At 37.7% G+C, this 17,879-nt stretch carries 8 protein-coding genes and 1 CRISPR repeat array; of the genes, 7 read left to right on the top strand and 1 reads right to left on the bottom strand.

Translation table 11 applies throughout. The features are described from left to right. Positions 1 to 20: 20 nt before the first annotated feature. Positions 21 to 3,689 (bottom strand): phosphoribosylformylglycinamidine synthase, encoded by a 3,669-nt coding sequence (purL, locus tag HMPREF0766_RS15420; RefSeq protein ID WP_002999152.1) that lies wholly within the window; start codon positions 3,687 to 3,689, stop codon positions 21 to 23. Between the two features lie 697 nt (positions 3,690 to 4,386). On the opposite strand from purL, the gene cas9 reads away from it, so the two are divergent. From cas9 to rny, 7 genes are all read left to right on the top strand, one after another. After that, positions 4,387 to 8,667: a type II CRISPR RNA-guided endonuclease Cas9 gene (gene cas9 / locus HMPREF0766_RS15415; protein ID WP_002999145.1), complete on the top strand. Its 4,281-nt coding sequence runs from the start codon at positions 4,387 to 4,389 to the stop codon at positions 8,665 to 8,667. Positions 8,668 to 8,670: 3 nt separating this feature from the next. Further along, positions 8,671 to 9,564, top strand: a complete 894-nt coding sequence (gene cas1, locus HMPREF0766_RS15410) for a type II CRISPR-associated endonuclease Cas1 (protein ID WP_002999143.1) — start codon at positions 8,671 to 8,673, stop codon at positions 9,562 to 9,564. A 49-nt stretch (positions 9,565 to 9,613) separates the two neighbouring features. Then, complete coding sequence (gene cas2, locus HMPREF0766_RS15405) at positions 9,614 to 9,919, top strand: CRISPR-associated endonuclease Cas2 (protein WP_236590438.1); 306 nt, start codon at positions 9,614 to 9,616, stop codon at positions 9,917 to 9,919. A 116-nt stretch (positions 9,920 to 10,035) separates the two neighbouring features. Beyond that, a CRISPR array of direct repeats spans positions 10,036 to 12,510; the repeat unit is 46 nt; unit sequence GTTGTTGTAAATATCATTAAATCAAAGAATGAAAGCAATTCACAAC. 361 nt (positions 12,511 to 12,871) lie between these two features. After that, complete coding sequence (gene pheT / locus HMPREF0766_RS15400; RefSeq protein WP_002999127.1) at positions 12,872 to 15,271, top strand: phenylalanine--tRNA ligase subunit beta; 2,400 nt, start codon at positions 12,872 to 12,874, stop codon at positions 15,269 to 15,271. Between the two features lie 34 nt (positions 15,272 to 15,305). Beyond that, the gene (locus HMPREF0766_RS15395) at positions 15,306 to 15,614 is read left to right on the top strand and encodes a hypothetical protein (RefSeq protein WP_002999125.1); all 309 of its coding nucleotides are present in this window, start codon (positions 15,306 to 15,308) and stop codon (positions 15,612 to 15,614) included. Positions 15,615 to 15,672: 58 nt separating this feature from the next. After that, the gene (locus HMPREF0766_RS15390; RefSeq protein ID WP_002999122.1) at positions 15,673 to 15,963 is read left to right on the top strand and encodes a cell division protein ZapA; all 291 of its coding nucleotides are present in this window, start codon (positions 15,673 to 15,675) and stop codon (positions 15,961 to 15,963) included. Between the two features lie 283 nt (positions 15,964 to 16,246). Next, positions 16,247 to 17,806, top strand: coding sequence for a ribonuclease Y (rny, locus tag HMPREF0766_RS15385; RefSeq protein WP_002999119.1), 1,560 nt, complete (start codon positions 16,247 to 16,249; stop codon positions 17,804 to 17,806). The last annotated feature ends 73 nt before the right edge of the window (positions 17,807 to 17,879 follow it).

The following is a 17,879-nucleotide window of genomic DNA, read 5'->3' as shown; positions in this document are numbered from 1 at the left end:
TATAATATACGTCCGAAAGACTATTTTTTATTTTCAATCCATTTGCGGGCATTGACAAATGCTTCGATCCACGGAGATACTTCATCTTTGCGACCATTCGGATAATAAGCCCAGTTCCACTGGAACGCCGAACGTTCGATGTGTGGCATCGTTACCAGATGACGACCGGTTTTGTCACACAGCATAGCCGTATTGTAATCTGAACCGTTAGGATTTGCAGGATATTGTTCATAAGCATATTTCGCTACGATCTGGTATTGATCTTCAGATTGCGGCAGATTAAATTTACCTTCTCCGTGTGAGATCCATACCCCTAAAGTTGATCCGGCAAGCGTAGATAACATAACTGAATTGTTGTCCTGAACTTTTACAGATACAAAGTTAGACTCATGTTTCTGTGAAGTATTGTGAAGCATTTTTCCATGTACCTCATGATCAGGATTTATCAGTTCCAGTTCCATAAACAACTGACATCCGTTACATATACCTACAGATAAAGTATCCGGACGGGCAAAGAAATCTGTCAATGCTTTTTTCGCTTTTTCATTGTAGAGAAACGCACCTGCCCAGCCTTTGGCCGAACCTAAAACATCAGAATTAGAGAATCCGCCTACTGCTCCGATAAACTGAATGTCCTCTAATGTTTCACGACCTGAGATCAGATCGGTCATATGTACATCTTTTACATCAAATCCGGCAAGATACATTGCATTTGCCATTTCACGCTCGGAGTTTGAACCTTTTTCACGTAATATCGCTGCTTTTGGTTTAGGACGGCTGTTATCAATAGTTGGTTTTCTGCCATCAAAATGAGCAGGAAACACATATTTCAACGGCTGGTTTTTGTAGTTGTTATAACGTTCCTGAGCCATTCCGTTCTTAGATTGTCTGGAATCTAAGAGGAATGATGTTTTATACCAGGTATCTCTTGTTTCTGCGACGTTGAATGTAAACAGATCTTCATTATTTTTGAATGTTACAGCAGCACCTTCGACAGCTTCACCGATCTTCACCGCTTCAATTCCGTTTTCCGTTAATGCTTTTTCAAATGCAGCATCGTTTTTAGCCTGAAGGACAACAGCGATATTTTCATTAAATAATGCTTTTACGCTATCTGTTTCCTGTAGTCCGGACAGATTATAGTTTGCTGCAAGATTTACATCTGCAAAACACAATTCAAGTAAAGTGGTTACCAAACCACCTGAACCTACGTCATGCCCTGCTGCGATCTGATCCGCTTTGATAAGATCCTGAATTGTATTGAACGCTTTTCTGAAATAAGCTGCATCCGTAATTGTCGGTACTTCTGTACCTACTTTATTTAAAATCTGGGCAAAAGAAGAACCGCCTAATTTGAAAGTGTCTTTTGAAAGATTGATATAGTAAACAGAACCTGCATTTTTATTCAGGACTGGCTCTACTACTTTATTGATGTCTGTACAATTTCCCGCTGCAGAAATAATCACAGTTCCCGGAGCAATCACATCTCCGTTTGGATATTTTTGCTTCATGGACAGGGAATCTTTTCCCGTAGGGATATTAATGCCCAAGGCAATAGCAAAGTCTGAACAGCTTTGTACTGCTTCATACAGACGGGCATCTTCTCCTTCATTGTTACAAGCCCACATCCAGTTGGCCGATAAGGATATACCTGACAGTCCGTTTTTGATCGGAGCAAATACAATGTTGGAAAGTGCTTCGGCAACAGCCGTGCGTGAAGCTGCAGCCGGATCTACCAATGCAGCAACCGGCGAATGACCTACAGTCGTGGCAATACCTTCAGCAGATCTGTAATCCAAAGCCATTACACCGACATTGTTCAGCGGCAATTGTAACGGACCGGCACATTGTTGTTTTGCAACACGCCCTCCTACACAACGGTCTACCTTATTTGTCAGCCAGTCTTTGGAAGCTACTGCTTCCAGTTGCAATACCTGATTCAGATAAGTAGGGATATCGTTTTTCGTATAATCCAGTTCAGCGTATGTACGGTTAACCGTGCTATCGTTCATAATGGTTTTAGGAGAAGATCCGAAGAAATCTTCCAGTGCAAAATCCATTGGCTTTTCTCCCGAAGTTTTAGATTCGAAAGTAAAGCGATGATCGCCGGTGACATCTCCGACAGTATACATCGGTGAACGTTCCCGATCGGCTACTTTTTGTAAAGTAGCAATGTCTTTTTCACCGATTACCAGTCCCATACGCTCCTGAGATTCATTACCTATGATCTCTTTTGCGGATAGAGTAGGATCCCCGACAGGTAATTTGTCCAGGTCTATCAATCCACCGGTTTCTTCTACCAGTTCAGAGAGACAGTTTAAGTGTCCGCCTGCTCCGTGGTCATGGATGGATACGATCGGATTGTGATCCGATTCTACCAGTCCGCGGATGGCGTTGGAAGCCCGTTTTTGCATTTCTGGATTGGAACGTTGAATGGCGTTCAGCTCGATACCCGATCCGAAAGCTCCGGTATCTGCAGAAGATACAGCTGCTCCTCCCATACCAATGCGATAGTTTTCACCACCCAGGATCACTACTTTATCTCCTGGCTGTGGCTTATGTTTTTTTGCCTGATCCAGCTTGCCGTAGCCTATACCTCCGGCTTGCATTATTACTTTGTCATATCCGATCTTACGGGCATCTTCTTCATGCTCGAACGTCAATACTGAACCTGTAATAAGCGGTTGGCCAAATTTGTTGCCGAAATCTGAAGCTCCGTTGGATGCTTTGATCAGGATATCCATTGGTGTCTGGTACAGCCAATCTCTTTCCTGCATTGCTTTTTCCCATGGACGCTCTTCATTGAGGCGGGAATAAGATGTCATATAGATGGCTGTCCCTGCCAGTGGCAAAGAACCTTGCCCACCAGCCAGACGGTCGCGGATCTCGCCTCCTGAGCCTGTCGCAGCTCCGGAGAAAGGTTCTACTGTAGTCGGGAAGTTGTGTGTCTCTGCTTTTAAGGAAATCACAGATTCAAACTCCTTTTCTGTGTAATAATCAGGCTTATCAGCAGATTTTGGTGCAAATTGTGTCACAACAGGACCTTTTATAAAGGCCACATTGTCTTTATATGCTGAAACGATATCATTAGGATGTGTTTCAGAAGTTTTTTTGATCAGTTTGAATAGAGAAGTCGGTTTAGCCTCACCATCGATCACAAATGTCCCGTTAAAGATTTTATGACGGCAGTGCTCTGAATTGGCTTGCGAAAATGCAAAAACCTCAGAGTCTGTCAGCTTACGACCCAGTTTTGCGGAAAGGTTGTTGAGGTATTCTACTTCTTCAGGATTTAGTGCCAGACCCTCCTGCTTATTGTAAGCAGCAATATCATCCACATCCATAATAGGCTCAGGAGTAATGTTGATACTGTACATTTCCTGTGTAAGTGCACTATACTTCTGGGAGATCATCGGGTCGAAGTCGGTGAAATCAGCTGTCACCGGTTGAAATTCTTCAATGCGAATAATGCCTTCAATGGCCATATTTTGGGTGATTTCGACCGCATTGGTACTCCACGGAGTGATCATTGCAGCACGAGGGCCTACATAGTAATCATCAAGAGTGGTTCTTTCAATTTTGGTTGCGTTGCCAAATAGCCAGTTGAGTTTAGAGATATCTTCGGTTGATAAATCTTTTTGAGTTTGAACAGCATAAACAGTGTTCGATTGGTTCACAAAGAAATGAATCATTACTATGAAATTGTTGTCTTGTAGAATTAAAGTACAAAAATACGTTAATCCTTTGACTTAAATAGCATAACAACGTAAAAAATGGAAGTAAGTATGGAGATATTTGTATTTCGCAGTCAGAGCAACAAGCAGGGGTAAAAAAAGAAGGCGAGTTGCCCCGCCTTGAATGTTTGCACAACGGAATAATCCTTATTGTGAATTGCTTTCAAGACAAAGTTAATAAATATTTTTTATTTGAAATACGGAAAACCGTAATTAGGATGTATTTTATTTTTTATATATTTAGGAAACTATAATTGCGAATAAATTATGAAACATATACTTTAGGTGTAGGATGAAAAAGGCTACTCAAAATAGAGTAGCCTAAAATAAAAAGCAATTCACAACTAACTCTGCACGATCTAAAATTTTATGAAATTTTAAGTTTGTGTACAGTTATTTGTTTGGATATTGAAATAGTTAAATGCCCTTGGGGAGCATTTATGATAAGTTTGGACCTTACCAAGCTCAACTCGTCAGTCAAGCTACTAAACCAATATCTATTGCAAATATAAAAAAATATTTTAAATTTGTGCAGAGTTATGAAATTTATTTAAAAAAAATAATTCATTTTTAAATTTCATACTATAAATATATAAACAAAAATGACTACTTCAAATGGATTGGTTTCAGAAGCAGTCTTTAAAGATTACAAATTATGAAACATATACTTGGACTTGATTTAGGGACGAATTCTATTGGATGGGCGTTAATCAAACAGGATTTTGAAAATAAACAGGGAGAAATCCTCGGAATGGGCAGCCGTATTATCCCAATGTCACAGGATATTTTGGGGGATTTTGGAAAGGGAAATTCCGTTTCTCAAACCGCTGAACGTACCAAATACAGAAGTGTAAGGAGATTACGTGAGCGGTTTTTATTGCGTCGGGAACGACTTCACCGGATTCTGAATGTTTTAGGTTTTTTGCCTGAACATTATGCTTCACAGATTGATTTCACTAAGAGATTTGGAAAGTTCAAAGAAGAAACGGAACCAAAATTAGTGTACAGTAATGAAGGATTTATTTTCAAAAAATCTTTTGAAGAAATGCTTTCGGATTTTAAAACTCATCAGCCACAGCTTTTAGAAGATAACAAAAAAATCCCTTATGACTGGACTATTTATTACCTGCGCAAAAAAGCATTGAGTCGAAAAATAGAAAAAGAAGAATTAGCCTGGATTCTTCTGAATTTTAATCAGAAACGTGGGTATTATCAGCTTAGGGGTGAAGAGGAGGAAGAGAACCCTAATAAATTAATTGAGTTTTATTCTCTTAAAATTGTTGATGTTCTGGCAGATGAACCGCAGAAAGGAAAATCAGATATCTGGTATTCATTGATTCTGGAAAATGGATGGATATACCGACGTTCGAGCAAAACACCATTGTTCGACTGGAAGGAAAAAACAAGAGATTTTATTGTAACGATTGATTTGAATGATGACGGTTCTGTAAAAACAGATAAAGAAGGTAATGAAAAAAGAAGTTTCCGAGCACCAGGCGAAAACGACTGGACTTTGGTTAAAAAGAAAACCGAACAGGAAATAGATAGCTCGCGTAAAACTGTTGGAACTTATATTTATGAAACGCTTCTCAAAAATCCTAAACAAAAAATAAAAGGAAAGCTGGTTCGTACCATTGAGCGGAAATTTTATAAAACGGAGCTGAAACAAATTCTGGAAAAACAAAAAGAGTTTCATCCGGAGCTAAGACAAGATGATTTATACAGCGATTGTGTCCGTGAACTCTATAAAAATAATGAAGCGCATCAACTGACATTGAGCAAAAAAGATTTTGTCCATCTTTTTATGGAGGACATTATTTTTTATCAGAGACCATTAGGAAGCCAGAAATCATCCATTTCCAACTGTACTCTGGAGTTTAGAAAATATAAAGATGAAAATGGAACAGAGCATACACAATACCTGAAAGCTATTCCAAAATCCAATCCATATTATCAGGAATTCCGTATCTGGCAATGGATGTATAACCTGAATATTTACAAAAAAGAGGATGATACGAATGTTACAAAGGATTTTTTGAACACCAAAGCCGATTTTGAAAGTCTGTTTGAATTTTTAAACAATAGAAAAGAAGTTGACCAAAAAGCGTTGCTGAAGCATTTTAAGCTCAATGATAAAACGCATCGCTGGAATTATGTAGAAGATAAAAAATATCCATGTAACGAGACGAAGACAATGATTTTATCAAGATTGGATAAGGTCGAAAATATTTCTGATGATTTCCTGACAAGAGAAATGGAGCAGAAAATCTGGCATATTATCTATTCTGTTAATGATAAAGTTGAGTACGAAAAGGCACTGAAATCTTTTGCCGGCAAAAATAATCTGGAAGATAATTCTTTCTTCGAGGCTTTCAAAAAGTTTCCACCTTTTAAAAGTGAATACGGTGCTTTTTCTGAAAAGGCCATTAAGAAATTGTTGCCATTGATGCGAATGGGGAAATTTTGGAATTACAATAATATTAGTGAACAATCAAAATCCCGAATTCAAAAAATTATTACAGGAGAATATGATGAAAATATTAAAGATAAAGTAAGAGAAAAAGCTATACATCTCACCACAGAAACCGATTTTCAGGGGTTGCAATTGTGGTTAGTACAATATATTGTTTATGGAAGGCATTCAGAAGCAGCAATGTTGGGCAAATGGAACTCCGCTGACGATCTGGAAGAGTTTTTAAAAGAATTTAAGCAACACTCACTTCGGAACCCAATTGTAGAACAGGTAATCACAGAGACACTTCGTGTAGTGAAAGACATCTGGCAGAAATATGGAAACGGCGCAAAAGATTTCTTCCGTGAAATTCATATTGAACTGGGAAGAGAAATGAAACTTCCTGCTGAAGAAAGGGAAAGGCTGACCCGACAAATCTCTGAGAATGAAAATACCAATTTCCGCATCAAGGCATTATTAGCTGAAATGATGGATGATAATTCAGTAGAAAACGTCCGGCCTTTTTCACCTATGCAACAGGAAATTCTCAAAATTTACGAAGAAGGTGTTTTAAATTCTGATATCGAAATTGAAGATGATATTCTGAAAATAAGTAAAACTGCACAACCTTCTTCTTCTGATTTAAAAAGATACAAACTCTGGCTGGAGCAGAAATACAAATCTCCCTATACCGGACAGATTATACCGCTGAATAAGTTATTTACACCGGAATATGAAATTGAACACATTATTCCGCAAAGCCGTTATTTTGATGATAGCTTTACGAATAAGATTATCTGCGAATCGGCAGTAAATAAGTTGAAAGATAATTATATAGGTCTGGAATTTATTAAAAAGCTGGGTGGTAGTATTGTAGAATGCGGAAACGGAAAATCAGTTGCTATTTTAAAACATGATGCTTACGAGGATTTTATAAAGAAACATTACGCTAATAATCGAAGTAAAAGGAATAAACTGCTTTTGGAAGATATTCCTGAAAAGATGATTGAGCGGCAGATGAATGATACACGTTATATCAGTAAGTACATTTCGGGGGTTCTTTCCAATATAGTAAGGGTAGAAGACGGAACGGATGAAGGCGTGAATTCTAAAAATATAGTGCCGGGGAACGGAAAAATTACCACACAGCTTAAACAAGACTGGGGGCTGAATGATGTCTGGAATGATTTGATTTTACCTCGTTTTGAACGGATGAATCATTTGACAAATTCTACAGATTTTACTGCCTGGAATGAAAACCATCAGAAATTTTTACCAACCGTTCCCGTAGAATTTTCAAAAGGATTTTCAAAGAAAAGGATAGATCACAGACATCATGCCTTAGATGCATTGGTGATCGCTTGTGCTACAAAAGACCACGTCAATTTATTGAACAATCAATCGGCTAAATCAGATACGAAACGATATGATTTGAAAAAGAAACTGATGAAGTTTGAGAAGGTAGCGTATAATCATCCCCAAACTGGTGAAAGAATAGAGCGTGAAGCTCCAAAACAGTTTCTGAAACCCTGGGAAACTTTTACAATTGATGCTAAGAATCATTTGGAAACCATAATTGTGAGCTTTAAACAGAATTTGCGTGTTATCAATAAAGCGACCAACTACTATGAAAAATATGTAGAAAAAGAAGGTACGAAAGTAAAAGAAAGGGTAGAACAAAAAGGAACAAACTGGGCGATAAGAAAGCCGATGCATAAGGAGACGGTTTCAGGAAAAATTGATTTGCCACGAATAAAAGTACCGAAAGGAAAGATATTGACAGCAACCAGAAAAAGCCTTGATACCTCTTTTAACCTAAAGACGATAGGAAGTATTACAGATACAGGGATTCAGAAAATTCTGAAAAACTATCTTCAATATAAAGACAATAATCCCGAACTGGCATTTTCTCCTGAAGGAATTGAAGATATGAATAAGAATATCGAAAAATTTAACAATGGAAAAGCTCATCAGTCAATCAGCAAAGTCCGAGTTTTTGAATTGGGAAGTAAGTTTCCTTTAGGACAATCGGGAAACAAAAAAGAGAAATATGTAGAGGCTGCAAAAGGAACCAATTTGTTTTTTGCCATATATCAAGATAAAAACGGAAAAAGAAGCTACGAAACCATTCCTTTAAATGAAGTTATTGAAAGACAAAAACAAGGATTATCAGTTGTTGATCTAAAAGGAGTGGATGATTTTTATCTGTCCCCAAATGATTTAGTGTATGTTCCGTCAGAAGATGAATTGGAAAATATTTCAATGATAGATTTTAATAAGATGTCCAGTGAAAGAATATATAAAGTGGTGAGTTTTACGGGAAATCAGATTTTCTTTGTGAGACAGGATATTGCAACTTCTGTTGTTAATAAAGCTGAATTCTCCACATTAAACAAAATGGAACGAGCGATTGATGGAACTATGATTAAAGAAACCTGTGTAAAATTACAAATAGATCGTTTAGGAAATATTTCAAAAATCTAAACCATGATCAAGCGTACCTTGATGTTTTCTAATCCGGCTTATCTGAGTCATGCTAACAGGCAATTAGTTATTGATCTTCCCGGAGAAGATAAGAAAAGGACAGTGCCTATTGAAGATATTGGTGTGGTTGTTCTTGAAAATCAACAGATTACTATCTCGCATGGTTGCATTGCGGCTTTATTACATAATAATGTAGCGGTGATTTCATGTGACAGCACATATATGCCTACAGGTCTGATATTACCTTTAGATGGGGGACAAACACAATCCGAACGCTTTCGCTATCAGATAGAAGCATCCGTACCCTTAAAAAAACAGTTGTGGCAACAGACGATTCAACAGAAAATCTATAATCAGGCCAGAGTATTGGAAGATACGGGCCTGCAAGTGGATAATATGTATTACTGGGCTAAATCTGTACGTTCCGGCGATCCCGATAATTACGAAGCACGAGCTGCCGCTTATTACTGGCAACATATCTTTCGTGAATTTTTTGATTTTAACCGGCATCGTACAGGAGACCCGCCTAATAACCTGCTTAACTATGGTTACGCTATATTACGGGCTGTAGTAGCCAGAGGATTGGTTTCCTCAGGCCTCCTGCCGACCTTTGGAATTTTTCACCGTAATAAATATAATGCATATTGTCTGGCTGATGATATTATGGAACCCTATCGGCCTTATGTAGATCGAATGGTTTACAATATGTTGTCAGAAGGATTGAATTGCAATGAATTGGATACTGCATTAAAAATGAGACTGCTGCAATTACCCCAGGTTGATGTACAGTTTGAGAATATTACAAGCCCGTTATTAGTCGCAGTTTCCAGAACTACGGCTTCATTGGCGAGGTGTTTTGAAGGAGTTGTCCGAAAAATCAATTATCCTACTTTATAAATAAGATCAGTCAATTAATGTTGTGAACCGTTTAAATCAATATAGAGTTTTGTGGATATTAGTTTTTTTTGATCTTCCTACTGAAACGAAAAAAGATCGTGCGGTTCATGCCCGGTTTCGAAAAGAAATTATGCAGGATGGCTTTACTATGTTTCAATTCTCTATTTATCTGCGACACTGTAATAGCAGGGAAAACGCTGATGTACATGTTAAAAGGGTTAAGCGATTACTGCCTGAAAAAGGACATATAGGGATATTAACGATTACAGATAAACAGTTTGGTGATATAGAACTCTTTATAGGTAAAGACAAGAGTAAGCGACCTGATACACCACAACAACTCGAACTGTTTTAAAGAACAGGATTTAAAAAACGGTATCAAATAAAAAAATACGGATCATATTGATCCGTATTTTTTTATTCTAATTTTTGATTTAACTAATTGATTTTTATGAATTTACGGTTCGGTATGTTGTTGTAAATATCATTAAATCAAAGAATGAAAGCAATTCACAACCTGATATGAAAATAAACGATACCTTAGCTTGTTGTTGTAAATATCATTAAATCAAAGAATGAAAGCAATTCACAACACTTGTTCATCAATTACACCAGGAATAGCCGTTGTTGTAAATATCATTAAATCAAAGAATGAAAGCAATTCACAACTAGGAATAATTAACTGAAGTGAGGGGGAGCGTTGTTGTAAATATCATTAAATCAAAGAATGAAAGCAATTCACAACACTATATAAATAGTGTGGCACAAGAGATGGGTTGTTGTAAATATCATTAAATCAAAGAATGAAAGCAATTCACAACATAGGATTAAAAACAATTCACAGGCCACCCGTTGTTGTAAATATCATTAAATCAAAGAATGAAAGCAATTCACAACAAACCACTGCTAAACTAAAAAATTATTATAGTTGTTGTAAATATCATTAAATCAAAGAATGAAAGCAATTCACAACCTTCGGAAGATGAAGCAATTGAATACGCTGGTTGTTGTAAATATCATTAAATCAAAGAATGAAAGCAATTCACAACTAACGGTGGTACTTGTTTCACCGAAATGCGTTGTTGTAAATATCATTAAATCAAAGAATGAAAGCAATTCACAACTCAAAATGTAACAACTTATAATAGATCACAGTTGTTGTAAATATCATTAAATCAAAGAATGAAAGCAATTCACAACTGCTAATACTAGGATAGGTAGGGAAGGACTGTTGTTGTAAATATCATTAAATCAAAGAATGAAAGCAATTCACAACCATGACAAGTTTATTTTTTAATTTTAGTAAGTTGTTGTAAATATCATTAAATCAAAGAATGAAAGCAATTCACAACTGGTGTAAGTCATTCCAAAGCCTCGGCGCAGTTGTTGTAAATATCATTAAATCAAAGAATGAAAGCAATTCACAACGACCTAAGTATTGGAGGCAGGAACTATATAGTTGTTGTAAATATCATTAAATCAAAGAATGAAAGCAATTCACAACAGTCTCAAGATTAATTGTCATATAAACTATGTTGTTGTAAATATCATTAAATCAAAGAATGAAAGCAATTCACAACCGGAAACTATCCAAGTGAGGAGCAACTTGAGTTGTTGTAAATATCATTAAATCAAAGAATGAAAGCAATTCACAACCACCGGTGCGCCCTGGTGTGCATTCTTTACGTTGTTGTAAATATCATTAAATCAAAGAATGAAAGCAATTCACAACGCAGCGGTGACGGCGTCGTGAAGACCTTGTGTTGTTGTAAATATCATTAAATCAAAGAATGAAAGCAATTCACAACTGCCGCCCAATCTTTAAGCGCGTCGATCGGGTTGTTGTAAATATCATTAAATCAAAGAATGAAAGCAATTCACAACTATGAATCGATGGGAGATTTAAAAAATGCCGTTGTTGTAAATATCATTAAATCAAAGAATGAAAGCAATTCACAACTGGTAAAATGAGCTGAGCAAACATCATTTGTTGTTGTAAATATCATTAAATCAAAGAATGAAAGCAATTCACAACAAACCACATATAGCACTGCTGTTGTATGTAGTTGTTGTAAATATCATTAAATCAAAGAATGAAAGCAATTCACAACTCGGCATGAACTGAAAGACAATAACGCCCTGTTGTTGTAAATATCATTAAATCAAAGAATGAAAGCAATTCACAACGAAACAGGAAATACTAGACAGCATACGTCTGTTGTTGTAAATATCATTAAATCAAAGAATGAAAGCAATTCACAACCCCCTGGCTAAGATAGGTTCCAAACTCTTCGTTGTTGTAAATATCATTAAATCAAAGAATGAAAGCAATTCACAACGATGATAAGATTAACAGAAAACCTATTCAGGTTGTTGTAAATATCATTAAATCAAAGAATGAAAGCAATTCACAACAACAAATTACAACCACAGCAGTACAACAAAGTTGTTGTAAATATCATTAAATCAAAGAATGAAAGCAATTCACAACAAGAAGGTAAAGAGGTACATTTAGATGTCAGTTGTTGTAAATATCATTAAATCAAAGAATGAAAGCAATTCACAACGACTCAGATATGAATCTCTCATTTTCCCAAGTTGTTGTAAATATCATTAAATCAAAGAATGAAAGCAATTCACAACTTGGAGCGTCTGAATCCAGAAAAGCCACCGGTTGTTGTAAATATCATTAAATCAAAGAATGAAAGCAATTCACAACCAGGTTATGAAATGTTTTCTTTAGGATCAGGTTGTTGTAAATATCATTAAATCAAAGAATGAAAGCAATTCACAACGAAAGAAGCGCGCAATTTTCTGGAATCCAGTTGTTGTAAATATCATTAAATCAAAGAATGAAAGCAATTCACAACATATATCTACTGTAAAAGATAGATTTTTAAGTTGTTGTAAATATCATTAAATCAAAGAATGAAAGCAATTCACAACGTACAATTCCTTTTTCCAAGAACAACCGAAGTTGTTGTAAATATCATTAAATCAAAGAACCGACCGCATGGGAGCTCAGCCATTCCATTAAAGAACAAATCATTAATGGCTAATGAAAGCAATTCACAACCAGGGCAGCTTGTTGCCGGAATAGCTGTCAGTTGTTGTAAATATCATTAAATCAAAGAACCGACCGCATGGGAACTCCGCCATTCCAGTAATGTACAGTTTGTAATAAAACAATATTTGAATTTACTCAAAAAATCATTCATTCCATCTATAGAGTTATTCAAATTTTACCGGTTGCGGAATCCGTATTTCGTTACAAAGTTCTATCTTTGTGCTTCATATAGATTAGACAATGAATATTTCATATAACTGGTTAAAGAATTTTGTTGATATAAAGGATAAGACTCCTGAGCAAATCTCTCATATTTTGACAGATATTGGTCTGGAAGTAGAAGTGCTGGAAACCTTTCAGAGCATACCCGGAGGATTGGAGGGTCTTGTTGTAGGTGAGGTGAAGACTTGTGAACAACATCCTAATGCGGATCGTCTTCGTGTGACTACTGTCGATGTAGGACGAGAAGAATTGTTGCACATAGTCTGCGGTGCACCCAATGTAGCTGCCGGACAAAAAGTAATAGTAGCTACTGTCGGAACTACTGTTCATCCACTGGAGGGAGAGCCTTTTAAAATCAATAAATCTAAAATCCGTGGTGAAGTATCAGAAGGGATGATCTGTGCAGAAGATGAAATCGGTCTGGGCAAATCTCATGATGGTATCCTGGTACTGCCGGCTGATACACCGGTAGGACAGACAGCCCGTGATTATTTTCACATTACGGATGATTACCGGTATGAAATCGGTCTGACACCCAATCGTGCTGATGCCGCTTCTCATCTCGGAGTAGCGCGTGATCTGGCCGGTTTTTTCAGAACCTCTTTTACATTGCCGGATATTTCTGCATTTCAATCTGCTGAAAGTGCTGTGCAGACAACAGTTTCTGTTAGAAATACAGATGCTGCGCCCCGTTATACCGGTGTGAATATTTCAGGAGTGACAGTAAAAGAATCTCCGGATTGGTTGAAAGAAAAGCTGAATGTTATCGGTATTCGTCCGATCAACAATATTGTGGATGTTACCAATTATGTTCTTCATGATCTGGGACAACCACTACATGCCTTTGATGCCGATCAGATTGCCGGTCAGCAGGTCATTGTGCGTAATGCTGCAGAAGGAGAAGCTTTTACAACATTAGACGGAGTTGCACGTACCTTGTCAGCAGAAGATCTGGTTATTGCAGATGCAGAAAAACCAATGTGTATTGCCGGAGTATTTGGCGGATTGCATTCCGGAGTAAGTGCCTCTACCGTAAATGTATTTTTAGAAAGCGCATATTTCAATTCCGTATCTGTTCGTAAAACAGCAAAAAGACACGCTTTGAAAACGGACTCTTCTTTCCGTTTTGAGAGAGGAACAGATCCGAATATGACAGCGTTTGCACTCAAACGTGCAGCATTATTGATTCTGGAAGTTGCAGGTGGTACAGTCAGTTCAGCGATTACAGATCTGTATCCTGATCCGGTAGCTCCGTTCGAGTTTACCGTGAATTATGCAAATGTACAACGCCTTATCGGAAAAGCGATTCCGACGGAAGATATTCGCTCTATCATTACCTCTCTGGGAATAGCAGTTGCTAAAGAAAATGAACATGAACTGCTGGTACAGGTTCCTCCTTTCAAAGTGGATGTAACCCGTGAAGTGGATATTGTAGAAGAAGTTCTGCGTATATACGGTTATAATAATATAGAGATCAAGCAGCAGATCAATGCCTCTTTAAATACTTCGGAAAAACCGGACAGAGAAGTCGTGCTGAATCAGATTGCGGATTTATTGATCGCTAACGGCTATAACGAGATTTTATCGAATTCATTGACTAAATCCGAATATGTGGATGATGTGGATACAGCTGTCAAATTGTTAAATCCCTTAAGCAGTGATCTGGACACCATGCGTCAGAATCTGGTGTTTTCTGCTTTGACAGCGGTTTCTTACAACCAGAAGAGAAAAAGTACCGATCTGAAATTCTTTGAATTCGGGCGTACTTACCACTTACTGGAAGAAGGTTATCAGGAAAGACAGCATTTTGGACTCGCTCTTGCAGGAAGACAGACTGGCGAAAAATGGAGTGGAGAGGCGAAGCTTGTTACATTTTACAACATTAAAGCCGCTGTGGATACTATTATCCGCAGATTGAATATACAGGGACTGGAAGTCACAGATACAGACTCTACTTATTTTGATTACGGATTATCGTACAAAAAGGGTCAGAAAACCTTAGTTGCATTTGGTGCAGTAGCACAGACTAACCTGAAAAAAGCGGATGTAGACGGACAGGTGTTTTTTGCTGATTTTGACTGGGATCAGGTCCTGAAAGTAATTCGTAAAAACAGCATTAAATACAAAGAAGTTTCCAAATTCCCGGCTGTTCGCCGTGATCTGGCATTGCTTGTTGATGAGGCTGTTACATTTGATAAACTACGACAAGTGGCAGTTAAAACAGAACGTAAGTTGCTTACAGAAGTCAATATTTTTGATGTCTATAAAGGCGATAAACTGCCTCAGGGTAAGAAATCATATGCCTTGAGCTTTGTTTTGCAGGATGAAGAAAAAACTTTGGCGGACAAACAAATTGACGCTATAGTTCAAAAATTAATTCTTAACTTTGAGAAAGAATTAGGCGCAGTAGTGCGCTAATAGTGGAGTATAACTTTAATTGCAGTAAATAAGTATGGCATCTTTATCAACACAAATGAATATTATCGTTGAGAAAACGAAAAATTTAATTCAATTGTGTGAAGCCTTGCAGGAAGAGAATGATTTACTTAAATTAGAAGTGCAATCGTTACAGGTGGCTTTGGATACAAGCTCCGAAAAAGTAAAGCAGGCAGAAGAAAAGGTAAAAGCCCTTGCTGTCGCGCGTACTTTGGAAGATCCGAATGTAGATAAAGACGCAATAAATGAGAAAATACTTGACACGAAGCAAAAAATTAACGATTTTGTTAAAGAAATAGACAAGTGCATAGGCTTATTAAAGTAAGATACGGAGATAAGGGATTACAAAAACAGCATTTGTTTACTATAAGCTCAAAGAAAAAATGGGAGATATTTCCATAAAAATAAATATCGCTGATCGGGTATATCCGTTGAAAGTGGATGCAGGTGAGGAGGAAATTATCCGTCATGCAGCGAAATTGGTTAATGAGAGAATAAAAGAACTACAAGACAACTATGCAGTTCGGGATAAACAGGATTTATTGTCCATGTGTGTCCTGCAATATGCAACAGGGATGCTGAAAGCCGAAAAAAATGCGCAAAACCACGAAGAAGGGGTGGAGCAGGCTGTTCATGAACTGGATCAGTTGCTGACAGGTTTCTTTAATAAATAACAAAATCGTTCTTATACAACGCTTTGTAACTACGAATTTGCCGCAATTAAATTCGGGTTGTCACTATTTTAAACTTAACGCTTCAATATCACGGGCGAAAAAAAGATGTAGACCATTTTGCGTAAGCCATCTAGGTCATGATCAATCGCTTAATCATGTGTAATGGAAGTTTAATAATACTTGGTACCCGTTTATATTTAATTGCGGTTTTTTTTTGCAAAAAATTTAAATCAAAATATATAGAAACAATTTTTATCAACTAATATAACATACATAAAAACAAATGAATATACAGATCATAATAGCAATCATAGTTTCCCTTATCGTGGGTGTTCTGATTGGTCGTTATGTGCTGCAAATGTTGTTTAAAAGGCAAGAACAAGCTGCACATGAAAACGCCAGGAAAATAGTGAAGGAGGCAGAACAGGAAGGGGAGCATATCAAAAAGAAAAGACTTCTGGAAGCAAAAGAGAAGTTTTTACAACTAAAGGCTGAGCATGAAAAAGAAGTAAATCAGCGCAATAATACCATTGTCCAAAAAGAGAATGCTATACGCCAGAAAGAGCAATCTGTTAACCAGAAACTGGAAAACCTGAACCGTGAGAAACAAGAACTGGACAATACCAAAAAACAATTGGAAAAACTTGTCGAGCTGAATGAGAAGAAAAGCGAAGAAGTGGACCATTTGAAATCTCAACAAATCAAACAACTTGAAAATATTGCCGGAGTAACGGCTGAAGAAGCCAAAAATCAACTGGTTGATTCTTTACGGGAAGAAGCCCGTTCTCAGGCGATGATTCAGATCAAGGATGTAGTTGATGAAGCCAAACTGACGGCAACAAAAGAAGCTAAGAAAGTCGTTATTCAGACTATTCAGCGTACAGCAACCGAATCGGCTATCGAAAATACAGTTTCCATCTTTAATATTGAAAATGATGAGATCAAAGGACGTATTATCGGTCGTGAAGGTCGTAATATACGTGCGCTGGAAGCTGCTACCGGGGTTGAAATCATTGTAGATGACACACCGGAAGCTATCATCCTGTCCGGTTTTGATCCGGTACGTCGCGAGATTGCCCGTCTGGCTTTACACCGTCTGGTCACAGATGGTCGTATTCACCCGGCGAGGATCGAAGAGGTAGTAGCGAAAACAAGAACACAGATCGAGGATGAAATCGTCGAGATCGGTGAGCGTACAGCTATAGATCTGGGTATTCATGGGCTTCATCCGGAACTTATCCGTATGGTAGGACGTATGCGTTACCGTTCATCTTATGGACAAAACCTGTTGCAGCACTCTCGTGAAGTGGCCAATTTTGCAGCAACGATGGCAGCAGAATTAGGACTGAATGTGAAACTTGCAAAACGTGCAGGTCTGTTGCATGATATTGGAAAAGTGCCTGATGATAATCCTGAACTGCCACACGCAATCTTAGGGATGCAGCTGGCCGAAAAATATAAAGAACATCCTGACGTATGTAATGCAATCGGAGCCCACCACGATGAGATAGAGATGACTTCATTGATCTCTCCGGTAGTACAAGCCTGTGATGCGATCTCAGGCGCCCGTCCGGGAGCTCGCCGTGAGGTGGTGGAAAGCTATATCAAACGTCTGAAAGAACTGGAAGACCTCGCGCTGTCGTACCCAGGTGTAGAGAAAACATTTGCGATCCAGGCCGGACGTGAATTGCGTGTTGTAGTCGAAAGTGAAAAAGTAACAGATGCACAGGCTGAAATTTTGGCTGCAGATATCTCTAACCGTATTCAAACGGAAATGACTTATCCGGGACAGATCAAAGTAACTGTAATCCGGGAGACACGTTCTGTGGCTTACGCGAAATAAGATAATAGTAAATTAAAAAGGAGAGCTGTCTGAGAGAATTATTCTTTCAGACAGCTTCTTTCTGTTAAAAGAG

It is taken from the genome of Sphingobacterium spiritivorum ATCC 33861 (assembly GCF_000143765.1).
Lineage (GTDB): Bacteria > Bacteroidota > Bacteroidia > Sphingobacteriales > Sphingobacteriaceae > Sphingobacterium > Sphingobacterium spiritivorum.
This window is presented reverse-complemented; position numbering and strand designations above follow the sequence as displayed.